The sequence below is a fragment of the Algoriphagus algorifonticola genome, assembly GCF_007655305.1.
Classification (GTDB): domain Bacteria; phylum Bacteroidota; class Bacteroidia; order Cytophagales; family Cyclobacteriaceae; genus Algoriphagus; species Algoriphagus algorifonticola.
Genome location: NZ_VLOG01000064.1, coordinates 46,671 through 72,329 on the forward strand (window position 1 = coordinate 46,671; position 25,659 = coordinate 72,329).

Genomic DNA, 25,659 nt, shown 5'->3' on the forward strand with positions numbered 1-25,659 from the left:
CTTCTGTGATTGACTTAATTTTATTATCCTACTTTTGGTAATGTTCAACCAAACTGGTAATAGAATTTAATTCTAATTCTCCCCGACAATTCCTGCCACTTGACTTTTTTGCCTCCTTCAAATGACCTAATTTGAAGCCTCAATTTTCTGTGCTGTATGTATATTATTTTCGATACCGAGACCACCGGCTTACCCCGCAATTACAATGCCCCCATGTCCGATGTGGACAACTGGCCTCGCTTGGTGCAATTAGCTTGGCAACTTCATGATGCTCAAGGCAAACTGATCTCTAATCATAATTACATCGTCAAACCGGAGGGTTTTACTATTCCCTACAATGCCGAAAAAGTCCATGGTATTTCTACCAAAAGAGCGCTGGCAGAAGGACATGACCTGAAAGAGGTCTTGGCGATTTTTGAAAAAGATGTCGCTGAGGCAAAGCATCTGGTCGGTCATAATATCGAGTTTGATATCAATGTGGTCGGTTCGGAATTTATCCGGGCTGAATTGCCCATGCCATTAACGGCCAATCCACTCGACACGAAGGATATTTCCACTGAATTCTGTGCGATCCCAGGCGGTAAAGGAGGCAAATTCAAATGGCCTACCCTAACTGAATTGCATCAAAAATTATTCGGAGAAGGATTTGGGGATGCGCACGATGCAGCTTATGACGTAGATGCAACCGCCCGATGCTTTTTTGGATTGATTACACAGGGTGTACAAAAGCCAGAAGAAGGCGTAGCCGTTTCAGAAGTAATCTACGAAGCTCCCAAGCTTGCTGAAGCAAATTTTGCGCAGGCTAAAGACAGCCAAAAAGCCGCTGCTAAAGATGTATTAAAGCAGGCTGGAAAAGCAGACATTTCTGACTTGGTGGATGTCCCATTCACCCATTTGCACGTTCATACACAGTATTCAGTTCTGCAAGCAACCTCAGAAATCCCAGCTTTGGTTGCAAAGGCAAAATCCATGAATATGCCAGCTATCGCGATGACTGATCATGGCAATATGATGGGCGCTTTCCACTTTGTCAAAGCTGCTATGGGCGCAGAGATCAAGCCGATTGTAGGTTGCGAATTTAACCTCTGCAGAGATCGAAAAAACAAAGGGCAAAAAGACGATGGTTTTCAAACTGTCCTAATTGCAAAAAACAAGGTAGGCTATCATAATCTTGCCAAATTGGCCTCATACGCCAATATAGAAGGCTTTTATTATGTCCCGAGAATAGACAAGGAGGTTCTGGTGCAGTACAAAGGGGACTTGATTGCCACCACCGGAGGGCTTTGGGGAGAGATTCCATTTTTGATTTTGAATGTGGGCGAAACTCAAGCAGAGGAAGCGTTTATCTGGTGGAAAGAGCAGTTTGGCGATGATTTTTATGTAGAGCTCAATCGACATGGAATCCCGGAAGAAGAAAAAGTCAATGAGGTCCTCTTAGAATTTGCCAAGAAGTATAATGTGAAATATTTCGCTGCCAATAACACCTATTATAATGATAAAGCGGATGCAAAAGCCCATGATATTTTGCTCTGCGTCAAGGATGGGGAATTGGTAGAAAAACCCAAAAAATATGTAGGCAAGCGAGGACGGGAGTTTCGATACGGCTTCCCAAATGACGAGTTTTACCTCAAGTCTCCAGAAGAAATGAAAAAACTTTTTGCAGATCTGCCGGAGGCTATTGAGTGCACCCAGGAAATCGTCGAAAAATGTGAAGCCTACAAGCTTGCCAGAGAAGTTCTTCTCCCCAAATTTGACATTCCTGAAGAATTCAAAGATCAGCAGGATGATGTAGATGGCGGAAAGCGGGGAGAAAATGCCTATCTACGTCACCTGACTTATGAAGGTGCCAAAAAACGCTACTCAGAAATCACTCCTGAAATACGGGAAAGATTAGATTTTGAGCTGGCAACGATTGAGAATACCGGCTATCCGGGTTACTTCCTCATTGTACAGGACTTTACCCGGGCAGCCCGGGAAATGGGCGTTTCGGTGGGACCTGGAAGGGGTTCAGCGGCAGGGTCTGCTGTGGCTTACTGCATCGGAATCACCAATGTAGATCCTATTGAGTACGATCTCCTTTTTGAGAGATTCTTGAACCCAGACAGGGTTTCACTTCCCGATATTGATATTGACTTTGATGATGAAGGTAGAGGAAGAGTCATTGACTATGTAATCAAAAAATACGGTTCTAATCAGGTCGCACAAATCATCACCTATGGTACCATGGCGGCAAAATCAGCGATTCGGGATACCGCCAGAGTGCTCAATCTTCCCTTAGCAGAGGCAGGACGCCTTGCCAATCTCGTTCCGGACATCAAGTTGAAAGTACTGTTCGAGCTGGCGAAAAACAGAGCTGCTCTCTCTGATAAATTAAAAGGACAGGGAGAGTTGATCCAAAAAGCAGAAGAATTGCTTCGGGTTGCTCAGGGGCAGGATGAATCGGCAAAAACAGTCAATCAGGCAACAGTTTTGGAAGGCTCAGTTCGAAATACCGGGATTCATGCCTGTGGGGTAATCATTACGCCAGACGATATCACCAATTTCGTTCCTGTGGCCTTGGCCAAGGATTCGGACATGGTTTGCACCCAGTTTGACAACTCGGTCGTAGAATCAGCCGGATTGCTGAAAATGGACTTTTTGGGTCTAAAAACTCTGACCTTGATCAAAGACGCAATCAAAATCGTCAAAGAGCGTCATGGTTTAGAGTTGGACGCAGACACATTTCCGATAGATGACGAAAAGACCTACGAGTTATTTCAGCGGGGTGAAACAGTCGGCATTTTCCAGTACGAAAGTCCTGGGATGCAGAAATACATGCGTGAGCTGAAACCTACTGTTTTTGCGGATTTAATCGCGATGAACGCGCTGTATAGACCAGGACCATTGGCTTACATTCCTTCTTTCATCAAAAGGAAGCATGGGACCGAACCCATCACCTACGATCTGGAGGATATGAAAGAATACCTGGAGGAAACCTATGGAATTACGGTATATCAGGAACAGGTAATGCTTCTATCCCAAAAACTGGCCGGCTTCACCAAAGGTGAGGCAGACGTACTTCGTAAAGCCATGGGTAAAAAGCAGAAGGATGTCTTGGATAAAATGAAACCCAAATTTATCGAGCAGGCAGCCGCCAAAGGACACGACCCTAAAAAGCTGGAGAAAATCTGGACAGACTGGGAAGCTTTTGCTTCTTATGCATTCAATAAATCTCACTCCACCTGTTATGCCTGGATAGCTTATCAAACTGCCTATCTTAAGGCCCATTATCCAGCCGAATACTTAGCCTCAGTTCTGAGCAATAACATGAACGATATCACGCAAGTGACTTTTTTCATGGAAGAATGTAAGCGGATGGGTATCCCGGTATTAGGACCGGATGTCAATGAATCCAAAAATGGCTTTACTGTAAATGCCGCTGGAGAAATCCGCTTTGGAATGGCAGCAATCAAAGGTGCTGGCTCCGCAGCAGTAGATGAAATCATCAAGGAAAGAGAGAAGAACGGCCCTTTCAAAAATATTTTTGATTTCGCCAAAAGAGTAAATTCCAGAGCCTTGAATAAGAAAACCATGGAAGCTCTGGCCATGGCCGGTGGCTTTGACTGCTTCCCTGAACATCACCGCAGACAATACTTGGAAGCACCGGATGGAGATGTGACTTTGATCGAAAAGGCAGTGAAATATGCACAAAAGGTGCAGCAAGAGGAAGATAGTGCACAAGTAAGTTTATTCGGAGGCAGTAGTGGTAGCATGGATATTCCGCTGCCTAGTATTGCACCTATGGAGCCATTTTCTCAATTGCAGCAATTGAACATTGAAAAAGAAGTAGTAGGCTTATATATTTCAGGGCACCCATTGGACCAATACCGCTTGGAAATTGAGTCCTTTACGAACGCTTCCTTAGCTGACCTGAATGATTTGGACGCCTTACGCAGCAAGAAAGAAATCAGGCTAGCCGGATCAGTTTCTTCTTTCGCTCATAGAACCACCAAAAACGGGAAACCTTTCGGAACCTTGAGTTTGGAGGACTATCAAGGAGGCTTTACTTTCTTTTTGTTTGGAGAGGATTATGTGAAATATAAGGAGTACTTCATGACAGGCTGGTTTTTGTTTCTCAAAGGAGAAGTAGGGCAAAAACGCTGGGATGAAAATTCCTTGGAGTTTAAGATCAATAGCATCATGTTATTGTCTGAGGTCAGAGGAAAAATGATCAAAGGCCTCCGGGTAAATATTGACTTGGATGATTTGACTTTAGACTTGATGGAAAAGCTGGAGACAATCACCCAGAAATACAAAGGAGAGGCAAAACTCTATTTCGATGTGATCGACCGAAAAGAGAATATCAGCCTTGAATTGTTTTCCAAAAAGTTTTCAATTGACCCAAGTGCCGAAATGATCAAAGAACTAAAGGAAATACCTGAAATAGTCTATAAAGTAGAGTAAGAGAAGTGAATTTTGTATTTACCTATGACTCATAGACAAAAAATGATAAGTGGTAGGAACTAATTACCGATTGATTCACTTTCTCTCATATATTTGAATAAAAGAATCGAACTAAACGAATTATACAATGGGAAAAGCAATCGAAATCACCGACGCTAATTTTGAAGATGTAATCAAATCCGATCAGCCAATTCTGGTTGATTTTTGGGCCGAATGGTGTGGACCTTGTAAAATGATCGGACCAGTAGTTGAAGAATTGGCCGGTGATTACGAAGGAAAAGCAGTAATCGGAAAAGTGGATGTAGACTCTAACCCAGGAGTTGCTCAGGCATTTGGCATCCGTTCTATTCCAACCTTATTGTTCTTCAAAGATGGACAAATCGTAGATAAGCAAGTTGGTGCAGTGCCTAAAGCGGTATTAGCACAGAAGTTGGACGCTCAATTATAAGCAGCATCTTCCAAGAATTTGAAGCCACGGAAAAATCCCGTGGCTTTTTTTATATTCGACTCTAGATGAATGAAAAACTAATTTCTCTTTCTGAATTTTTCGGTTTAAGAGCCTCTATACCTATTCTAGACGCTCGAAGCGAAGGAGAATTTGAGCAAAGCCATATACCCGGGGCGCAGAATCTCCCTATTCTAAATAATCAAGAAAGAATTGAAGTTGGAACACTTTATAAAAATGAAGGCAGTGAAGCGGCTACCTTAAAAGGTTTTGAACTGGTCGGCCCTAGATTTCATCTAATCCAAAAAGAAGCAATTCAACAATTCCCCGAGCGAAAAGTCCTACTCTACTGCTGGCGAGGAGGAATGAGATCTCAGATTTTATCTTGGCTATTGGGAATGGTAGGATTCGAAGTGTACCGCTTAAAAGGTGGCTATAAAACCTATAGAACTTTTACATTTGAAGAGGTTCGGAAACCTCATACACTCATCGTATTAGGCGGAAAAACCGGTTCCGGAAAAACACTTTTACTAAAGGAGCTCTCCAAAAGCGGAGAGCAAGTTATTGATTTGGAAGGCCTTGCAAGGCATAAAGGATCCTCATTTGGAGCGATTGGGCAAGATCCTCAGCCTACTGTGGAGCAGTTTGAAAACCTAATGGCCGAGCAATTACTCCAAATGGATACTGTTCGACCTATCTGGGTAGAAAACGAAAGCCGAAAAATAGGGAGGATTATCATTCCTGATCTTTTTTTTCAGCAAATGCTTGAGGCACCCCTGATAGATATTTTCAAGACAGTTAAGGAAAGAATAGCGCATATTGCTGATGAATACGGGAAACTTCCAAAAGAAGAATTGATCGCTGCTGTCAAGCGATTGAAGAAAAAATTGGGAGGACTAAGAACGGAGCAGGCGATTGAAGCAATCCGATCAGGAGACCATGCAGCTTGGATTCAGAATCTCTTAATCTACTATGACAAGGCTTACGAATATGACCTTAACCGACATCCCAACGAAAAAACGTATTCATTGGACTTGAGCAACAAAAACATTAATCAGCAAATAGAACTTTTAATTCAAACCAAATCCAAGATCCATGGAAACTCAAGCAACCCGATTAACTGAATGGAGCGAAGGCTCAGGTTGTGGGTGCAAAATCGCTCCTGCCATTCTTGATCAAATACTCACTTCCAGTAATTCATTCAGCCAAACTGATCCCAAGCTTTTGGTTGGTAATTCCGCCAAAGATGATGCAGCAGTATATCAGGTTTCGGAGGATATCGCAATCATCAATACCGTTGATTTTTTCACACCTATAGTCGATGACCCATTTGATTTTGGAAGAATAGCTGCGGCTAACGCCATTTCTGATGTTTATGCGATGGGAGGAAAACCAATTTTTGCCAATGCCATCTTAAGCTGGCCTGTAGAAAAACTGGCTCCCGAGCTAGCAGCAAAGGTCCTAGAAGGAGCTAAAAGTATTTGTCAAACCGCTGGAATTGAAATGGCAGGAGGGCATAGCATCGCTGCCAAAGATCCGATATTTGGACTCTCGGTCAACGGAATAGTTCATCCGAGAAAAATAAAAACCAACAAAGGGGCAAAGGCTGGAGATCTGATTTTTTTGACCAAACCTTTGGGTATAGGTGTTTTGGCCACTGCCCTCAGCCGTCAACAAATTAAAGAGACGGATTATAGCAACTTATTGGATACTGCCTGTAGATTAAATCAAATAGGAGCAGTTTTGGGAAATCATGAGGAAGTTCATGCTATGACAGATGTGACTGGTTTTGGATTGCTGGGCCACTTGATCGAAATGGCAGAAGGTGCAGGACTTTCTGCAGAAATAGAAATTGAAAGACTCCCCTTAATTGAAGGAATACAGGATTATATCAATCAATTCATTTTCCCTGATAATACGTACAGAAATTGGAATGCCTTTAATGCCAAAACAAAAGGCGTGAAAGGAATGGAACTGGTCAAACTTTGCGATCCTCAGACCAGTGGTGGATTGTTGATTGCTGTTGCACAGGAGAATCAGACTTGGTTTGAAAACACCTTACAAGCGGAAAATCAGGTAGCCTGGGAAATAGGAAAGTTTACTGAAAAACTGGATTTTACAGTAAAGGTAAGCTAGGAATTCCTAGGCTTTTGTAACTTGATTTCAATCAAACCTAGCCAAAATGAACCTCAAACTCTGCTTCCTGCTCTTTTTGCTTCCATCTTTATTTGCCATGTCCCAAGTCCCATCCACCATTGAAAGTGAATTAGTCATTTTAAATGTAAATACCCTCGAAGAAAAGGTTGTTTTGAGGGAAAAACGGCATTTTGAAGCTCCTAACTGGACCCGAGACGGAAAACATTTATTAATCAATGCTGACGGAAAGCTGGAAAAAATTGATTTGGAGGGGAATAATTTGGGGCTGGTTTTTCCGGATCAAATTACTCAGATCAACAACGATCATGGATTGAGTTTTGATGGAAAAACCATTGTCTTCAGCAAAAATGAGGAAGGCATGGGCTCACGGATTTATACGATTCCTGCAAAAGGAGGAAAAGCCAAACTCATCACGCCCAAGTATCCGAGCTACTGGCATGGTATCAGTCCTGATGGCAAAACGCTCGTGTATTGTGCAGAACGAGATGGGGCATGGGATGTCTGGGCGATTTCAACTCAAGGAGGCCCGGAAATCAGGCTAACTGATTCTGAAGGCTTGGACGATGGACCCGAATATTCTTATGATGGACAATGGATCTACTTCAACAGTCACCGAACTGGCCGAATGCAAGCCTATAGAATGAAACCAGATGGGTCTAAACAAGAGCAGCTAACTTTTGATGAGCTGGATAATTGGTTCCCTCACCCATCCCCAGATAATAAGAGCGCTGTGATTATTTCCTATCTAGAAGATCAAAAGGGAGCCCATCCTTTTGGGAAGGATGTGAAGCTTCGGTTACTGGATGTGGAAAACAAAACACTCAGAGACCTTACTCCCGTTTTTTATGGAGGTCAAGGCACCATTAATGTACATTCCTGGTCTCCGGATGGAGATTGGATAGCTTTTGTGAGGTATTATCGTTAGGAAAAATGAGTGTGAAATTGAACTTAAATTAATGCCCCAGATTGGATACCCCACCAGAAACCATAAACTTCATCACATCTGAGCTTTTCACTCCATGGAGAGGTTTGACCTTGTCCTTTGGAACTAAAAACACATTCCCGGACACATTATAGCTGTGTGGAAAGTAAACAGCTATCAAATCAGGTTCGCCAATCTCGGACATATCTTCCTGAGTTATAAAACCCAGTCTTGAAAGTGTATCTGATATCTGAACAATGACAGGAGAGCTAAATTTCTTTTTATCTCCCACAAAAGCCCCCATCAAATCCTTAATGGAAGTATAAAGTAGATTTACCAATGGAATCTTAAATACTCCTCTTTCAAACCATTCAAAAAAAGGTTTGGTAAAGAATAAACTTGCCAGATATCCAATAAAAGTAATCAAGCCAAGAACCATTAAGATGCCAATCCCTGGAATAGGAACAGGAATCAAATTGTCTAAGAAGACAAAAATTGCATAGATCACATAAATCGTAACGGCTAACGGAGTAATGAATAATAGTCCTCTCAGAAAGTAGGACAGAATTCTTTTATAAGTGAATCCCATGGATTTAGATCTTGAAAAGATTTGAATTACTAATTCATCAAGTACGAATACTCAAAGGTATCAATCCAGCAATTTAATCTTCACACTTCTATAAAAAATCACTGATTCTGGATCATGGGCTTGCAAAGCAATGGTTCCCTTATCAAACTTCTTCTCTCCAGCGTTGGCAGGCCTGTCGGCATCCTCAGACTCATCATATTCCATTACTACCTGATCATTGATTTTGACAGTAGCCTGATCTCCTTTGACTATAATGTGGTAAGTATACCATTCGCCATCATTTACATAGACTTCTCTTACATCATTGAAAGAATAAAGGCTTCCTGATTTTCTCCAGTCAGAATGTGATTGATTGACTTGCACTTCATATCCTTTTTCAGGCCAACCTTTTTCTTGGTAAGCAGTATGGATAAAAATTCCTGAATTGGCTTTAGGCATTGTTTTCACCTCTACCATCAATTCAAAATTCTCAAATTCATGATCTCCCACCGGTCCCACATAAAAAGCATGTGCTCTGGGTCCATCCACTTTAATTACGCCGTCCATTACTTGAAAGGAATTCGGATTTTCAGATACTTCCCATCCATCCAGATTCTTCCCGTTGAATAATTCAATCCATTCTGTCGATTGAGCAAATGATAAAGAGCAAATGAGCAGAAAGGTTAAAAATAAGTTTAGTTTTTTCATCTGTTTATAAATTGTTTTTTAGAGGTCAGATGGAATGCCCAGGAAAATAATCCCCCTGTGTGAGATTTTTCCTAATGGGCATTTCATAGGGATACAATTTAGGTTTGATGTATGAATATACGATCACAATCAGCAGCTCTCCAAACCGCTGAAAAAACAAAAAAGGCTCTGAATTTCTCCAGAGCCTTTTCTTATCAATTTGATGATTTTATAAGTCTATTCCCATGAAAGACATGAAAGCTATCCCCATCAAACCAGTTAGAAGCATGGTAATTCCCAAGCCTTTCAAACCGTTTGGTACATGAGAATACTTTAACTTCTCTCTAATCGCTGCCAAAGCAACAATTGCAAGGAAGAAACCTGTACCAGAACCGAAACCGTAAACAGCTGATTCAGCCAAGGTATAATCTCTTTGTGCCATGAAAAGGGAACCACCCAAGATCGCACAGTTTACAGCAATCAAAGGCAAGAAGATACCCAATGCACCATACAATGCTGGAGCGAACTTTTCTACCACCATTTCTACCAACTGAACCATCGCAGCGATGATCGCGATAAACATGATAAATCGAAGGAAAGTCAAGTCAATAGAAGCCAACTCAGCATTCACCCAAGTCAAAGCTCCTTCTTTCAATACAAATTCATTCAAAAGCCAGTTGACAGGGACAGTCACAGTCAAAACGAAAATAACTGCTGCACCCAAGCCTAGCGCTGTACTTACTTTTTTGGAAACGGCCAAGAAAGAACACATTCCGAGGAAGTAAGCGAAAACCATGTTGTCGATAAAGATCGACCGAATTCCTAAATTAAATAATTCCATTTCTTCTATCGGATTTTAGTGTTCAACATAACCTGTTTTGGTACGCTGTACCCAAATGATCAAACCTAGGATGATGAAAGCTCCAACAGGAGATACCATCAGACCATTGGTAGCTAAAGAGAAGTCATCTCCAAAGATTCCTGACACATAATCGAAAACCGGAATTCCGAATACAGAACCTGATCCCCAAAGCTCTCTGAAGAAAGCTACTGTCAAAATAATCCAAGAGTATCCTAAAGCAGACCCAAAGCCATCCAAAATAGAATCGTAAGGCTTGTTACCCAAAGCAAACGCTTCCAAACGACCCATTACGATGCAGTTGGTAATAATCAAACCTACGAATACAGAAAGCTCTTTATACATATCGTAAGCGAAAGCTCTCAAAATTTCAGAAACAAGCGTTACCAAGGTAGCTACAACGGCCAACTGAACGATGATACGTACTCGACTAGGAATGGTGTTTCTTAATAGTGAAATGGTCAAGTTGGCCATTACTACTACGAAAATTACCGAAATCGCCATTACCAAAGTTGGCTTCATTTGAGTAGTCACCGCCAAAGCAGAACAGATTCCCAATACCTGAATGGTGATTGGGTTATCATCTACCAAAGGATCACTTATTAATTTTTTGCGGCGCTTGGAAAGAAGAGCCTCTGAAGGCTTTTTCTCAATCGCTTTTTCTACAGTTTCAGCACTCATTAGTATAAAATTCTTGAGTTGAATAATGATTAAAATGCAGCAGCCATCGCCTTAGAACCTTTCTTAGATTCTATATAGGCTTTATAATGACCTAGGTAATTTTGCAACATGGTATTTACTCCGTTGCCGGTAATAGTTGCTCCTGACATGCCATCTACTTGGTGAGGATTGTCAGAATAGTCTTTGCCTTCTCCTTTTTGCATGGAAACGGCTACCAATTCCCCAGATTCATTGAAAATTTCTTTTCCTACATATCTTTCCTGCACCCCAGGTTCGGTAATTCTAGCCCCTAAACCTGGAGTTTCACCAGCGTGAGCCATGGTAATACCACCTACAGTATTCATATCTGTATCTAAGGCCAAATATCCCCAGATGGCATCCCATAATCCAGCTCCATATAATGGGAAAATATAAGATTCCACAGCTTCTGAATCTCCTTCTTTATGGAAAATGAAAACAGGATAAAGACGTTGGTCAGCAGGCTTTTTATAATTCTTAGCAATGTCAACCGTTTCCGCAGATACGGCTACCCCACCCTGCTCTTTTACTTCCTGTCCATTGATATCCACCACGGTGGAAGAAATTCTATTGGTATAGAAGGCATTTACTTCTTCTGGTGACATAGCGTCGATCTCTTCTCCTGGGATAACTGCCCCCAGAATCTGCTTCTTTTTATCCAAAGCTTCAGCTTCTCTTTGCATAGGACCCAAAACCTGGGAAGTACCTGAAAGAAGCAAGCCAAGAACTACGGTCAGAATGACCGAGAATGTGATGATATAAGCGTTAGACTGTTGCACGTTGTAACCTCCTTGTTTTGTTTGCTTTTACTACATAATAGTCGATCAGAGGAGCGAAAACGTTCATAAATAGAACGGCTAGCATGATACCCTCTGGATAGGCTGGGTTTGTAACTCGAATGATCACTGTCAAGAAACCTATCAATAATCCATAAATCCATTTACCGGTTTCTGTCTGTGATGCTGAAACAGGGTCAGTTGCCATAAATACGATACCAAATGCTAATCCTCCCATCACCCAGTGATATTGAGGAGGCATTGCCATGTATTCATTTACAGCAAAAAGATTCATGACGAATCCCATGATGTATGCTCCTGCGAATCCGGAAACAATAATCTTCCAGCTTGCTACTCCTGTACCGATCAAAATCAAAGCTCCAACCAATGCCATCAATGTGGAAGTCTCCCCGATTGAACCAGGAATCCATCCCATAAACATGTTAGCGAAGCTGAACATATCTGAACCTAGTGCAGTGTTGTGACTCGCTAGAGCTTCAGTCACAGGAACACCATCTACTCCGGCATTATAAGCAACAGCCAAGGCAGTTGCTCCTGAGAAACCGTCGACAGCTGCCTTATCTCCTAAATAAGTCCAGACTTGGTCACCTGAAATCTGTGCAGGATAAGCAAAGTATAAGAATGCTCTTGCTGTCATAGCCACGTTCAGGATATTCATCCCCGTACCTCCAAAAACTTCTTTTGCAATAACTACGGCGAAGACTGTAGCCAAGGCAACTTGCCATAGTGGGGTAGAAGCAGGAACAACCAACGGAATTAACATACCCGTCACCAGGAAGCCTTCGTTGATAGGGTGCTTTCTAATCACAGCAAATGTAGCCTCCACCAAACCACCGGCAGCATAAGCTACAATAATGATTGGAAGAACCAATTGCAAACCGATTAGGGCTTTATCTCCGAAATTTTCCCACAAACCTGCTGTTTCACCAGTGGCCAACAAACTTTGATGCCCAACGTTGTAAATACCAAACAACAAGCAAGGAATCATAGCCACCACTACAGTGATCATCATTCGCTTCAGGTCAATGGCATCCTTTACTTGGGCACCTTTGATTCCTGTGGTATGATTTGGTGAGAAAAGAAAGGTCTCACCCGCCTCAAATGCGTAATATAAACTTTCAAGCTTGCCCCCTTTTTCAAAAAGAGGCTTCTGCTTGTCCATTAAATCTCTTAGAAACTTCATATGGATTAACTGTATTGGATTAATTCTATACCTTTTCTTACCAACTCCTGCACAGGATGCTTGGACACATCGACAAATTCACAAAGTGCCAAATCCTCTTCTACGATCTCATAGATTCCCAATTCTTCCATTTCATCAAAATCTTCTGCCATGATGGCTTTCAATAAATAAACTGGAAGAATATCCATCGGAGTTACTGATTCAAACACACCGGTTTGAACAAATGCTCTTTCCTCTCCTCTAGCATTAGAGTCAAGTACATATTCTTTGTTTGGTTTTAGGAAGGAAAGTAAGCCTAAAGCTCTGTGATAGCTTAGCTTTTCGGTAGTAGGCTTCGCCCAACCTAAAAACTCATAGTAATCTCCTTCAGGGATTACAGTGATCTGGTTGTGATAGAAACCTAAATAACCTTCCATTGAGATTTTCTCTCCTGTCAATACATTGCCAGAGATCACTCTAACATGCCCACTGTTCAAATTTCCTTTTACAAAAGTGGACACACAAGCTCCAGCCTTTGTTTTCACGTAGGCAGTTTTAGTCAATTCTGAACCAGTGATAGCGATGACTTTAGAAGCATCAAATACACCATTCACTATCAATTTACCGATCTGTATTACCCCTGCCGGAGAAATAGTCCAAGCAATTTCACCCTTGTTGATAGGGTCTAGGTGATGAATCTGCACACCCACATTGCCTGCAGGATGTGGACCGGAGAATTGATTGATCTGAACACCTTTAGCCTGTGAGAAAATCGAAGGAATTGACTTAGAGCCATCCACATTGAGGTGAATTTTTCCATCAGTCAATTTCGCCAAAGCGTCCAAACCTGCCTGAAAATAGGAATCTTCACCTTGAAGGGTGAATCCCAAATCAGGAGCCAATGGATGCGTATCAAAAGCAGAAATGAAAATAGCCTTTGGAGTATCTGCCGGATTAGCTACAACTCCAAATGGACGCTGAATCAAATTTGGCCAAACTCCGCTTTGGGTTAGTTTTTGGACTAGAGATTCTCTATCGATAGAGGCTAGGTTGATTTTACCCAGATCTTCAAAAGAGTTTTCTTTATCCGCCAAAATTTTGATTTCGAGTAGCTTTCGCTTTTCACCCCTTTTGACTTCAACGATTTCACCTGATACCGGCGCCACGTACATGACTTGGTCCAAGGCCTTATCGAACAGGATTGGAGTACCAGCCTTCACTGCATCTCCCTCATTGACAAGTACTTTTGGTCTTTGAAGACCAATAAAGTCTGTCGGCTTAATTGCGAAGGTTTGAGCGGGAGCAAAATCAGCCAGCTCTTGCTTAGCCTTTCCTGCCAGGTTGATGTCAAAACCTTTCTTAAGCTTCACTATTTTAGACATATCTGTTTTTGAACTATGAGCTTTTGAAAAACGCCCCAAATCTAATAAATAACCTCTTTATTTATAGAGTATCTGGAAGTTTATCTTTGAATTTCTTATAGAAAGTTTCCCTTTGATTCCAAAAGGTAGATTTATGGTTTAAGCTAGCAATGCATTCTCTTCCATAGATTCCAAGTGGCTTTTAACTTGCTCCATCAGCCACATGGGAGTAGAAGTGGCTCCGCAGATTCCAACTTTATCTGTTGGCTGAAACCAGTCTGGATCCATTTCTGTTTCGTTTTCTATGAAATAACTTCTGGGATTTTCACTCAAACAAACTTGGTAAAGTGCTTTACCATTTGAGCTTTTTTTACCGGAAACAAATAAAATCACATCATTTTCTTGCGCAAATCGCTGAAGCTGAGGCTCTCGGTTAGAAACCTGTCGACAGATTGAATCATTTGCATTGAAATCCACTTCTGTCAATTCACCTTTGGCCGCTTTAATTCTCTCTTCAATTTTTTGAGAAAGCTCATAAAAGCCTTTGGTACTTTTTGTGGTCTGACTGAAAAGTGTAACCGGCTTATTAAAATCGATTTTCTCCAAATCTGCATCTTCCATCACAACGATGGCCTTTTCCAAGGTTTGACCAGTCAAGCCAATCACTTCTGCATGTCCTTTTTTTCCATAAATTACAATTTGGCCATTCTCCCGCTCCATTTTATCAAAGGCGGTTTTGACACGATGCTGCAATTTTAGGACTACAGGACAAGATGCATCAATCAGCTCTATGTTGTTTTCTATGGCAGTTTTATAAGTCTCCGGGGGTTCACCGTGGGCACGGATCAATACTTTGCAATCACTCAATTCAGACAATTGATCTCTATCTATCACCACTAGGCCCTTTTCAGCGAGACGCTTGACCTCCATATCATTATGAACGATATCTCCCAGGCAATAGAGTTTTTCTGATTGCTCCATTTCATCCTCTGCCATTTTGATGGCAAATTCTACTCCAAAGCAATAGCCTGAATTCTTATCGATGGTTACTTGCATAATCTTCTCTAGGATTAATTTTTTGCTTGGCCAAATACACAATCTGTGCAACTTGCTCCACAAAGCTGAGATTACTGGTGTCTATTTCGACGGCATCCTCCACTTGGATCAGAGGACTTTCACTTCTGGAAGAATCTATTCTATCTCTTTCGGCTAGATTTTGCTGAATATCATCCAGGTCAATCATATCGCCTTTTTCCAGCATTTCTTGTTGCCTTCTGTAAGCTCTAGTCTCCAAATCTGCCGTCATAAATATTTTTAATTCAGCATCAGGAAATACTACAGAACCTATATCCCTTCCATCCATCACCACACCTTTTGATTTACCTAAACGTTGCTGTTGCGCTACCAGTTCCTTTCTGATTTCCTTGATTTTAGCTATCTCGCTAACCTTTTCGGAAACGCGCATGCTACGTATTTTAGATTCTACGTTGACTCCATTCAAATAGGTTTCTTGTTTTCCTGTATCAGGATTCGGATGAAATTCGATTTCAAGTGATTTCAATCCTTTTGAAACATCCTGAGGGTTGGATGGGGCAAGATAATTGTCCAAGAAATATAGCGTAGCTGCCCGATACATGGCACCCGAATCAATGTAGGTATAGCCCAATTCTTTGGCAACTGCCTTAGCTGTAGAGCTTTTACCACAACCCGAATACCCATCTATGGCGATGACAATTTTACCCATTCAAAAATCCAGCTTTCGCTCCTTTTTAATTCCGTCGCAAATATAGTAGTTTTAATCCAAACGAATTTTTGGGAGAGGATTTTCCCCATTTTTATTTTATTGATTTAATTCAGATTTCATGATTATTATAGCCAGATATGTAGACATCCATCAAAGGAGAATTTATCCAGTAGAGCTCGAAGTTTTAAAAGGAGAAATTGCTTCCATCCAGCCCACATTCGCAAGAGGAGATATACCCTACCTGATGCCAGGATTTATTGATGCTCACGTACATGTGGAATCATCTATGCTGGTCCCGTCGGAGTTTGCCAGATTAGCCGTTACTCACGGCACAGTGGCAACTATCTCCGATCCTCATGAGATTGCCAATGTCTGTGGGATGGCGGGAGTAGAATATATGATTGAGAGTGGTAAACAGGTTCCATTCAAATTCTATTTTGGCGCTCCTTCCTGTGTACCTGCTACGCCTTTTGAGACAGCTGGTGGAGAAATTGATGCATCGGATATAGAAACCCTGATGAGCAGACCGGAAATTCATTATCTGGCAGAAATGATGAATTGGCCGGGCACAGTCAATCAGGATCATTTGGTCATGGAAAAAATCAGGATTTCCCAAAAATATGGAAAGCCAATAGATGGGCATGCTCCTGGACTCAAGGGAGAGTTAGCCGAAAAATATGTGAAAGCAGGACCAAGTACGGACCATGAATGCTTTACCTACGAAGAGGCTTTGGGGAAAATAAAACTCGGAATGAAAATTTCGATCAGAGAAGGATCCGCAGCCAAAAACTTTGAAGCCCTCATCGACTTGATAGATGATTATCCAGAGATGATCATGTTTTGCTCAGACGACAAGCATCCAGATAATTTGGCCATTTCTCATATTAATGAATTAGCTGCACGTGCAGTCTCCAAAGGAAAGGACGTATTTGATGTACTTCGGGCAGCCTGCATTAATCCCATCCAACATTATTCATTGAATGTAGGGCAACTCAGAGCCAGAGACCCAGCAGATTTTATCCTAGTGAAGGATCTGGAGAAATTTGAAGTGCTCGCCACCTATATACAAGGACAAAAAGTCGCTGAAAACGGAAAGACGCTGATTCCAAGCATCAAAAATGAGTTGATCAATAATTTCCATACCTCTCTCAAAAAGCCGAAGGACTTTCAAATCCCTGCTTCTGGGAACAAGGTTAGAGTCATTGAAGCACTTGATGGACAGTTGATCACTCCAGAGATATCAGGAGAAATCATACTTCGCGAGGGCTTGGCAGAATCCAATCTGGAAAAGGACATCTTGAAAATTACTGTGGTCAACCGCTACGAAGATGCTCCTCCTGCTGTGGCATTTATCAAAAACTTTGGTTTAAAGGCAGGCGCTATCGCTTCTTCCGTAGGGCATGATTCGCACAACATTATTGCAGTAGGAGTGGATGACGAATCGATTTGCAAGGCAGTGAATTTAATTATAGAAGCTAAAGGAGGGGTATCGGCTGTTTCTGAAGATCATGAAGAAATCCTTCCACTTCCTGTCGGGGGAATTATGTCAGCCACGGATGGCTTTGAGGTAGCAGCAGCCTACACTCGAATCGATCGACTTGCCAAAGAAATGGGTTCGACCTTAAACTCACCTTTTATGACGTTGAGCTTTATGGCTTTGCTAGTTATTCCTGATTTGAAACTGAGTGATAAGGGATTATTTAATGGACAGAAATTCGCTTTTTGTGATCTGTTTTTTGATTTGTGATTAAAACTTTAAAATATTTTATCCAATTAGTTTGTTTTTTTTTGCACCTCCTATATTGCTAGTGATATATTGGCCAATTGATTAGGAAATAGAATCCGCCTACACAAAGGGATTTTTTAAAACATCTAGTTAATATGAAAAATCAACCGCTTTTTTTTATAAAATCCCTTATAATGATACTCGGGGTAATTATTCTCAATGGCTGCTTAGAAACCACTAGCTACAATCCACAAAATAATTTTACTATTCCTGAAGAAGAGCTTGGTAAAAAAGCGTTCCAATACTACGAAAATTGGATACTTGACTCAAAAAAAATTTCAGAACTACCTCAGAATTTACCACCATTTATCCCCAGTGGCAATCGCTTATTCATATTGACAGCTCAAATTTAGTATCAGTACCTGCAACTAGAAAGCTTAATACATTTTTTGGTGACAAAGCATATTTAAGAAGGATCGTTTTTAAATTTGATAGTAGAGGTGAGGTTGAGATTGCTGGAATACTTGAACTAATAGGTTTGGATTTAGAATATTTAGAGAGCAACGAAAAAAGTTTAATTCGAGGATATTTCAATGGAAATCAGAATAATGAACAGGCTATTTACATATGGTCGGATTTAAATTTTAAAAAGCAAGTTAGCTTACAAAACAATGGATACGATGTTTCCATAACCTATGAAAAACAACCTACCACAAATAATCAAAGATTACTTACACTTAATTGTATAGATTGGTATTATGTGTACTCCTATAATGGTGAAGTTATAGGCGAAGAGTATTTATACACTACCTGCACAGGCAGTAGCTGCGATGAAAACACTACGGATGCTTGCCTTGAAGAGCCACCTCAAGGTGGTGGTGGTGGTTTCAGTCCAGAAGACGACTCTAAAATATGTGGGACATATTCTTTTACCAGTATTGGTAATTCATTGACCACAGAAATACGTAATTTAGGCATGACTGCTATAAAAATGTCATTATTTCAAGGTGAGGTAATTCCTGTTGAGCTTGGTCCGATGTGCTTTAATTTCTCGGCTAACTTAGCTAGCTCTGTTTCAGCATCCACCATTATTAACGAGGCATTCAATAGTACTACCCTAGAAATTCAACAGGGTTTGAATAATGGAACAATAAATGCCGCTAATATTTATATTCAGTTCAAAAACAAGTTTGATCAAAAATTCAATACCCTTAAAAATTCCTTTGGATTGCCAGGAAATTCAGCAGGCTTTTCCTACGGTCCATGTTTTGGTCAGGTCACAATTAATACTGCAAATTACCTCTGTCTCTAATAGATCATGGAAATAGAAATGCTAAAAAAACTCAATGAAGAGTTCAAAAATCGATGGGGTCCTTTAACTGAAAAAAAAATTAACCTTCTAATTGAAGGAGCTGGAAATCCCAAATGGGAAAAAATATTGGAGTTTTTTCAAAATGATGGCTTATCGGATTATTCCTATATTCAATCTCCAAGCAATGCACTCTTTATACCAAAGGTAATTCCTAACAAGGAAACAGGTTTCTATCTTTACATTCATTTAGAAGCCCCAATATTTACCTGCTTTTTCAAGAAAATACATTTTGGGTTTTCCTCCAATAACACAAGGTACACAATCAGTTCAAGCTCAAGGGAGAGAAAATTCGATTTCACTCTTATCGAAGTGATCCAGCGTGTAAAAGAAACCTATTTAGGATACCACTATCTTCCCCACCATTTGCTATTTCAAAACAGGGTGGATTGGGGACTACCGATGGGAACTTATGAAAAAGAGGATGGATATTTCATTTTCGAATACTTTTTCGAAGTTTTTCATTTTACTGAAGGGGACGAAATGGTAATTCTAAAGTAAGTTATAGGCAAATATAAAAAGAGCCTGCCCATATCTTTTTACAGCCCCTCTGTAAGATTTGGCCTAGTATCTGCAAAAATTTGAGGCTCTAGAAAGAACCATTGAGACAGTCTCAATTCTTTATCAAGACTATTGTCCAGTTGTAAAATGAAACTCTATCTCAGAATAATTGTCCATCACCATCTGAAGCCAGGCTTTTGACTCGGCCATAAAGACCCAGTTTCTTAATCACTGTAGAAATATCCTTTCCAGTTTAGTACCTTAAATCCATCACTTCGGGATTGAGATTGATCTCCACAATACAAAACCATCCCTTTTTTTTGTCCGCTGAGTTTCATCCAAAATTTCAGGTTTTTGAAGTAATCCGAATTAATGGTTTTTCCAGATTTGATTTCGACGGGAATCAAGTCCACACCTTCATCGATCAGCACATCAATCTCATGCCCGGTCTTATCCCTCCAGAAAAACAAATTGATTTCTTGCGCTTGATGCGTTCGCTGCTTGATTAATTCGGTCACGATTAGATTTTCAAAAAGTGCACCTCTCAGTGGGTGCGTTTTTAACTGTTCTTTACGCTCAATCCCCAGTAAAAAGCTCACCAAGCCAGTATCCAGAAAATAGATCTTTGGTCGTTTGACGATAATTTTATTGAAATTTTGAAAATGGGGACGCAACAAATAAATCAAAAAACTACTCTCTAGAATTCCAATCCAAGATTGTATGGTTTTGCTATCTACTCCAACTTCATTCCCCAAGGATGTCAGATTCAACTCTTGGCCCACTCGCCCAGCCAGCAGTCGGATGAATCTTTCGAAAACGATCAAATCGGAAATGTTTTTCACTTGACGAACATCTCGTTCAATATAGGTTCTTAAATAATTAGGGAACCAATGGTAAGTGGGAATTCCGGGCTGATAAATCGGGGGAAACCCCCCTTTTAACATGAGAGAATCCTCATCCGGCACCTCATGTTCTTTTGAATAAATTTCTACTAATTGAAATGGGAGCAACTGCAAATAACCCACCCTTCCTGCCAAACTCTGGGTGATCGATTGCTGTAAAAGAAAGTTATTGGAACCAGTCAATATAAATTGACCCGTGATAGGTTTCTCATCAACAATCCCTTGGAGATATGAGAATAGTTCAGGGGTTCGTTGTACTTCATCAAGAATAGCACCCTCTGGAAAATCTCCCAAAAAGCCACGGGGATCTTCTATTGCATACCTTCTCCGATCAGGGTCTTCTAATGAAATGTAAGGCTTTTGAGGGAAAATCGAACGAACAAGTGTCGTCTTACCGGACTGACGGGGGCCGACGACGGCAACCACCTTAAAATAAGTGGCCAGTTCCAGTAGTTTTTCAGAAGCTTTACGATAAATCATGGCTAAAAATATGGAAAAATTCGGAATTAGATTCCGAATTTTTCCAGTTTTCTAAGAAAAGACTCTTCATACCGATTTTCCGAAAGCAACATTCTATTAATCTCGATCCTGGGTAATCAAGACTACCAATTGTTAAAAACCCAACCCTTCAGTTTTTCAAAACCTGGTGGAGTATTTTTCTAAAACTCCGAAGTAAAGTGAAACTCAATCTCGGGATAATTGTCCTGTACCAACTGAAGCCAGGATTTAGACTAGTGCCTGCCTTACGAACTGAAATTCGCTTTATGTGATCTGTTTTTTGATTTGTGATTAAAACTTTAAAATATTTTATCCAATTATTTTTTTTTGCACCTCCTATATTGCTATTGATCTTTTTTGGCCATAGATCAAATCCGGGAAATTCTAGGCATTCCCAAAACAAAAATCAATTTTCAAACTTAAATTTTAAAAAAATGAAGTCAACCTATATTTTAACTGTTTCGTTGATATCAGTATTAACATTCCTTATTCCATGTAAAGTATCTATAGCCCAGGATGCTTGCTCCAGAACAGAATATTACGATGGATGTGGAAATCTTTATTGGAGTACAGGCAGTCAATCTTGTTCTAATGTAATCAAGGTTTATATGGACTTTGAGTGTGATACTTGACAATCATACTAAACGATTATTTTCGGTTGGGTTTTATTTAGCTTATAAAGCCCAACCTTTCTTATAACTCAATAATTATGATTAATTTTTTCAAAAGATCTACATGCTGGTATCTTCTATTTGTAATACTCTTTTTTTTATTTGCTTTCACCAATGACCCTGTACTGCGGATAATTACAACCTTCCAAAAATACCTTGACGAGCTGCCTGAGGAAAAACTCTATCTCCATAACGACCGGAAAATCTATGCTGTTGGCGAAACGATTTGGTTTAAAGCCTATCTAACTCAAGGACCATTTCACATCCCCTCGACACTTAACCACACGGTCTACGTCGAATTGATTGATCCTCAAAACAGAATTATTCAACGGGAAATCATTTTTTCTCCAGATGGTTTTGCTTCTGGGCATATAGATTTACCGGATTCCCTATCCTCCGGCAATTATCTCCTCAGAGCCTATACGAATTGGATGCGGAATTTCGATGAAGCATATTTTTTCACCAGGAAGTAAAAATTTTAAACCCCGAATCGTCAATCCAAGCCCAGACTCCCTCCCATTCCGATCTGGATATCCAGTTTTTCCCTGAGGGAGGAAATTTGGTAGAAGGAATCTTGAGTAAAGTGGCTGTAAAGGCAACCGGGCCAGATGGATTGGGGAGACAAATCCAGGGTGAAATTCTGGAAGATGGAATTAAGATAGGGGATTTTAAAAATAATCATCTAGGTATGGGAATATTTGGATTGCTTCCCAAATCCGGCAAAGTATATCAGGCGAAAATCCTAAATACCGGTTTAATACTTGAACTTCCCCTGGCATTGCCCGAAGGAATTGTCCTTTCTGAGACAAACTCTCCTACCTCTCCTGATATACTTGTCAAAGTTCAAACGTCAACACCGTCCCAAATCCCAACCATCCATCTTGTAGCTCAGACTCGAGGACTCATTTGTGCTACCAGTACAGTAGAGTTATCAAACCGGATTGCATTTGTGCGAATTCCTAAGAAGGAGTTTCCCTCAGGAATTGCGCAATTGACGGCCTTCGACTCAAATGGAATTCCATTGGCTGAGCGCTTGATTTTCATCAACCATCAGGATCACCTTCAAATCTCCATTTCCACCGACAAATCCAGCTACGCCCCTCGGGAACCTGTGGTTTTGAGCATCGAAACCAAAAACAAAGATGGAGTCCCTTTGCCTGCTAATCTTTCCTTGAGTGCACTGGATGAAGGCCAAATCCCCTACGATTCAAATCAACCAACTATCCATTCCTACTTATTGATGTCCTCTGAGCTCAAAGGGTACCTAGAATCTCCCGGGTATTACTTCAACCCCGAAAACAAGGATCGGGAAGAGGCCTTGGATTTGCTGATGATGACTCAAGGCTGGAGAAGATTTACCTTCCGAGAAGCTTTAAACAATGAGCTCCCAAAACCAATCTATTCTCCGGAAAAAGGAATTTCTATGAAAGGAAGATTATTGGACAAAAACAATAATCCTTTGGAAGGAGGCTCTGTCTCTTATCTTTCCTTATACCCGATTGCAGAATCACGAACAGTTATTTCGGAAACAGGTGGCCAATTCGAATTCCGTGATTTGCTCTATTTTGATTCAACAGAATTCACCCTAAAAGGGAAACCAAAAAATGGGAATGCTTTGGTGAACATTAAAATTGAAAATACATACGAGTCTCCAAGATTGGGATTTGGGACTAGATTACTTGCAGGTGGGAGTTTCGAAATGGAAGAACGGTTTATTTCCAAAGCAGCGGAAAGAAAACGAATCGATCAGGCATTTGATTTTACGAGCTCCGAATTAGAACTGAGTGAGGTGGAGGTCAAAGGAAAGCGGATCACAAAAACAGAGGAATACCGAGGACCAAGAGTTTATGGTGGAGGCACAACCATGGTTAAAGTGGCAGGGAAATCCGAATTAGAAAACTTATTTCATCCTCTTGAACTAGTCCAAGGAAGGGTAGCAGGAGTCCAAGTATCCGGAAGTGGGATAAATTGGGACATCAAAATTCAGGGAGCCAACTCCATTAATAGCAATCTTGAACCATTAATTTTACTCAATGATATTCCGATTGATGCAAAGCAGCTTCATACCCTTCCGGTTCAGGAGATTGAGAGTTTTGTGGTGTGGAAAGGTCCTGATACGGCAATTTTTGGTGCCCGTGGAGCAAATGGGGTGATTGGATTCTACACTAAAAAATCCAATGAAACCCCACGGTCAAATTCTGCCAACAATCATGGTTTTATAAGAAGGAAAGGTTATCAAATCGAAAGGGAGTTTTATGCGCCGAAATATGACACTGACGAAGTCCTCCATTCCAAACCTGACCATCGAGCAACCATTTTTTGGGCTCCCATGATTCAAACTGATGCTACCGGAAAAGCTACCGTTCGTTTTTTCAATGCTGATTTGAACTCAACTATTCGGATTAAAATCGAAGGGCTTAGCCTCAATGGAATCCCCGGACACTCAGATTTTCACTATCAGGTAGAAAAAAAATAATTCATTTACGTCAGTAATTAGAAACTCTCCAAGGGTTTGGAGTCCTTGGAGGGGTGAAGATGCTAAAACTCCGATGTAAAGTGGAATTCAATCTCAGGATAGTTGTCCTGAACCATCTGAAGCCAGGCTTTGGACTCGGCCATAAAAACTAATTTCCCATCTTTATCATGAGCAATATGTCTATTCTTTGATCGAACAAACTCATCCAATTGCTTTTTATCCTTGCTACTGATCCAGCAGGCTTTGTATAGATTCATCGGATGGAATTCGACCGTGGCATTATATTCATTTTTCAATCGGAATTGAATCACTTCAAATTGAAGCTGCCCCACAGTACCGACTACTTTTCGAGAACCCATATCGAAGGTAAACAACTGCGCTACTCCTTCCTCCATCAATTGCTTCAGCCCTTTTTCCAATTGCTTTGTCTTCATGGCGTCTTTGTTGACCACTTCTCTAAAGATCTCCGGAGAAAAACTAGGAATTCCAGTGAAGACCATATTCTCCCCATCTGTCAACGTGTCGCCGATTTTGAGATTGCCTGTATCATACAAACCCACAATATCTCCAGGAAAGGCCTCATCAATGATCTCTTTATCCTGAGCCATAAACTGAGTCACATTTGAAAAACGAAGAGGCTTGGGACCTCTTACGTGGTTGTAAGGCTTATTTCGTTCAAATTTACCGGAGCAAATTCTCAAAAAAGCAATTCTATTTCTGTGATTAGGATCCATATTGGCATGAATCTTAAAAACAAAGCCAGAAAACTTGGATTCATCCGGTTTCACCTCTCTTACATCTGTATTTCTACTTTTAGGAGTTGGGGCGATTTTGATAAAGGTATCCAGCATTTCATTCACACCGAAATTATTAACAGCAGATCCAAAAAACACGGGGGCAACTTTCCCCTCTAAATACTCTTTCGGATCAAATTCCGGATATACCCCATCAATCAACTCCACATCTTCCCGAAGTTGATTTGCAGCATTCTGCCCAATCAAGGTATCCAATTCAGAATCTTCTAAATTTTCAAAGGTAGTTCGGTCATCGGAAAGCTTCCGCTGAGATGGTGTGAAAAGGTTCAGTTTTTTATCGTAAAGATTATAGACACCCTTGAAACTTTTACCCATGCCAATCGGCCAAGAAAGTGGTCGGCATTGAATGTTCAACTTTTGCTCTACCTCATCCAATAAATCATAAGGATCCCGTCCTTCTCTATCCAGCTTATTGATAAAGCAAATTACTGGTGTATTTCTCATCCGGCAGACTTCCATCAGCTTTTCAGTCTGAATCTCCACCCCTTTTACACAGTCAATCACCATGATCACCGAGTCCACAGCTGTCAGGGTTCGGTAAGTATCTTCTGCGAAATCCTGGTGACCAGGAGTATCCAGCAAATTGATTTTGGTGTCTTTATATTCGAAGCCCATCACAGAGGTTGCCACGGAAATACCTCTTTGCTTCTCGATTTCCATCCAGTCAGACTTGGTTGCGGTATCAATCTTATTGGATTTGACAGCACCTGCTGTATTGATCGCCCCACCGAAAAGCAAAAGTTTTTCGGTCAAGGTAGTTTTCCCTGCATCCGGGTGGGCAATGATGGCAAAAGTTCTTCTCTTACTGATTTCCTTATTCAAACTCATGGGTCCTTTCTTTCAGCCTGCAAAGGTAA

The 25,659-nt window shown here is 40.8% G+C and carries 22 protein-coding genes; 11 read left to right on the top strand and 11 right to left on the bottom strand.

Features of this window, described 5'->3' with window-relative positions:
* Nucleotides 1-156: 156 nt before the first annotated feature.
* The 5 genes from dnaE (at nt 157) to FL972_RS17840 (ending at nt 7,970) form a co-directional block, all read left to right on the top strand.
* A complete protein-coding gene (gene dnaE / locus FL972_RS17820) occupies nt 157-4,443 on the top strand; it encodes a DNA polymerase III subunit alpha (RefSeq protein ID WP_144607348.1) in 4,287 nt (1,428 codons plus the stop codon).
* Nucleotides 4,444-4,570: 127 nt separating this feature from the next.
* Nucleotides 4,571-4,891 carry a thioredoxin gene (trxA, locus tag FL972_RS17825; RefSeq protein WP_091654947.1) on the top strand — a complete coding sequence of 107 codons (321 nt, stop codon included), beginning with the start codon at nt 4,571-4,573 and terminating at the stop codon, nt 4,889-4,891.
* Between the two features lie 65 nt (nt 4,892-4,956).
* Nucleotides 4,957-6,012 carry a tRNA 2-selenouridine(34) synthase MnmH gene (gene mnmH, locus FL972_RS17830; protein WP_144607349.1) on the top strand — a complete coding sequence of 352 codons (1,056 nt, stop codon included), beginning with the start codon at nt 4,957-4,959 and terminating at the stop codon, nt 6,010-6,012.
* Entirely contained in the window at nt 5,984-7,024 is a 1,041-nt protein-coding gene (selD, locus tag FL972_RS17835; protein ID WP_144607350.1) for a selenide, water dikinase SelD, read from the top strand. The genes mnmH and selD overlap by 29 nt, the downstream gene beginning before the upstream one ends.
* A 46-nt stretch (nt 7,025-7,070) precedes the next feature.
* The gene (locus FL972_RS17840; protein WP_144607351.1) at nt 7,071-7,970 is read left to right on the top strand and encodes a TolB family protein; all 900 of its coding nucleotides are present in this window, start codon (nt 7,071-7,073) and stop codon (nt 7,968-7,970) included.
* 28 nt (nt 7,971-7,998) lie between these two features.
* Here FL972_RS17840 and FL972_RS17845 read toward each other — a convergent pair whose 3' ends face one another.
* The 9 genes from FL972_RS17845 to cmk form a co-directional block, all read right to left on the bottom strand.
* The gene (locus FL972_RS17845) at nt 7,999-8,556 is read right to left on the bottom strand and encodes a DUF502 domain-containing protein (protein ID WP_091654951.1); all 558 of its coding nucleotides are present in this window, start codon (nt 8,554-8,556) and stop codon (nt 7,999-8,001) included.
* Nucleotides 8,557-8,616: 60 nt separating this feature from the next.
* A complete protein-coding gene (locus FL972_RS17850) occupies nt 8,617-9,243 on the bottom strand; it encodes a 3-keto-disaccharide hydrolase (RefSeq protein WP_144607352.1) in 627 nt (208 codons plus the stop codon).
* 208 nt (nt 9,244-9,451) lie between these two features.
* The gene (gene nqrE / locus FL972_RS17855; RefSeq protein ID WP_091654953.1) at nt 9,452-10,063 is read right to left on the bottom strand and encodes an NADH:ubiquinone reductase (Na(+)-transporting) subunit E; all 612 of its coding nucleotides are present in this window, start codon (nt 10,061-10,063) and stop codon (nt 9,452-9,454) included.
* 15 nt (nt 10,064-10,078) lie between these two features.
* The gene (locus FL972_RS17860) at nt 10,079-10,762 is read right to left on the bottom strand and encodes an NADH:ubiquinone reductase (Na(+)-transporting) subunit D (protein ID WP_091654954.1); all 684 of its coding nucleotides are present in this window, start codon (nt 10,760-10,762) and stop codon (nt 10,079-10,081) included.
* Between the two features lie 29 nt (nt 10,763-10,791).
* Entirely contained in the window at nt 10,792-11,559 is a 768-nt protein-coding gene (nqrC, locus tag FL972_RS17865; RefSeq protein ID WP_144607353.1) for an NADH:ubiquinone reductase (Na(+)-transporting) subunit C, read from the bottom strand.
* Nucleotides 11,546-12,760 (bottom strand): NADH:ubiquinone reductase (Na(+)-transporting) subunit B, encoded by a 1,215-nt coding sequence (locus tag FL972_RS17870; RefSeq protein WP_144607354.1) that lies wholly within the window; start codon nt 12,758-12,760, stop codon nt 11,546-11,548. The genes nqrC and FL972_RS17870 overlap by 14 nt, the downstream gene beginning before the upstream one ends.
* Nucleotides 12,761-12,765: 5 nt before the next feature.
* Nucleotides 12,766-14,121, bottom strand: coding sequence for a Na(+)-translocating NADH-quinone reductase subunit A (locus FL972_RS17875; protein ID WP_144607355.1), 1,356 nt, complete (start codon nt 14,119-14,121; stop codon nt 12,766-12,768).
* Nucleotides 14,122-14,259: 138 nt separating this feature from the next.
* On the bottom strand, nt 14,260-15,156 hold the full coding sequence (locus FL972_RS17880) for a 4-hydroxy-3-methylbut-2-enyl diphosphate reductase (protein ID WP_091654958.1): 897 nt from the start codon (nt 15,154-15,156) through the stop codon (nt 14,260-14,262).
* Nucleotides 15,137-15,844, bottom strand: coding sequence for a (d)CMP kinase (gene cmk / locus FL972_RS17885; protein ID WP_144607356.1), 708 nt, complete (start codon nt 15,842-15,844; stop codon nt 15,137-15,139). Before cmk ends, FL972_RS17880 begins: the two co-directional genes overlap by 20 nt.
* 118 nt (nt 15,845-15,962) lie before the next feature.
* On the opposite strand from cmk, the gene ade reads away from it, so the two are divergent.
* The 4 genes from ade to FL972_RS17905 all read left to right on the top strand — a co-directional run bounded on the left by ade (nt 15,963) and on the right by FL972_RS17905 (nt 19,440).
* Nucleotides 15,963-17,591 (top strand): adenine deaminase, encoded by a 1,629-nt coding sequence (ade, locus tag FL972_RS17890; RefSeq protein WP_144607357.1) that lies wholly within the window; start codon nt 15,963-15,965, stop codon nt 17,589-17,591.
* Between the two features lie 134 nt (nt 17,592-17,725).
* The gene (locus tag FL972_RS17895) at nt 17,726-17,983 is read left to right on the top strand and encodes a hypothetical protein (RefSeq protein WP_144607358.1); all 258 of its coding nucleotides are present in this window, start codon (nt 17,726-17,728) and stop codon (nt 17,981-17,983) included.
* 125 nt (nt 17,984-18,108) lie between these two features.
* Nucleotides 18,109-18,882, top strand: coding sequence for a hypothetical protein (locus tag FL972_RS17900; RefSeq protein ID WP_144607359.1), 774 nt, complete (start codon nt 18,109-18,111; stop codon nt 18,880-18,882).
* A gap of 6 nt (nt 18,883-18,888) precedes the next feature.
* Complete coding sequence (locus FL972_RS17905; RefSeq protein WP_087937828.1) at nt 18,889-19,440, top strand: hypothetical protein; 552 nt, start codon at nt 18,889-18,891, stop codon at nt 19,438-19,440.
* 224 nt (nt 19,441-19,664) lie between these two features.
* On the opposite strand, the gene FL972_RS17910 is transcribed toward FL972_RS17905, so the two are convergent.
* On the bottom strand, nt 19,665-20,822 hold the full coding sequence (locus FL972_RS17910) for an ATP-binding protein (protein WP_144607360.1): 1,158 nt from the start codon (nt 20,820-20,822) through the stop codon (nt 19,665-19,667).
* Nucleotides 20,823-21,549: 727 nt separating this feature from the next.
* Between FL972_RS17910 and FL972_RS17915 the strand changes: the two genes are divergently transcribed.
* Together FL972_RS17915 and FL972_RS17920 are read left to right on the top strand one after the other, a co-directional pair.
* Nucleotides 21,550-21,984 (top strand): MG2 domain-containing protein, encoded by a 435-nt coding sequence (locus FL972_RS17915; RefSeq protein WP_144607361.1) that lies wholly within the window; start codon nt 21,550-21,552, stop codon nt 21,982-21,984.
* A 110-nt stretch (nt 21,985-22,094) separates the two neighbouring features.
* Nucleotides 22,095-23,987 carry a TonB-dependent receptor plug domain-containing protein gene (locus tag FL972_RS17920; RefSeq protein WP_186300147.1) on the top strand — a complete coding sequence of 631 codons (1,893 nt, stop codon included), beginning with the start codon at nt 22,095-22,097 and terminating at the stop codon, nt 23,985-23,987.
* Between the two features lie 62 nt (nt 23,988-24,049).
* On the opposite strand, the gene FL972_RS17925 is transcribed toward FL972_RS17920, so the two are convergent.
* Complete coding sequence (locus FL972_RS17925) at nt 24,050-25,630, bottom strand: peptide chain release factor 3 (protein ID WP_144607363.1); 1,581 nt, start codon at nt 25,628-25,630, stop codon at nt 24,050-24,052.
* Between the last annotated feature and the right edge of the window lie 29 nt (nt 25,631-25,659).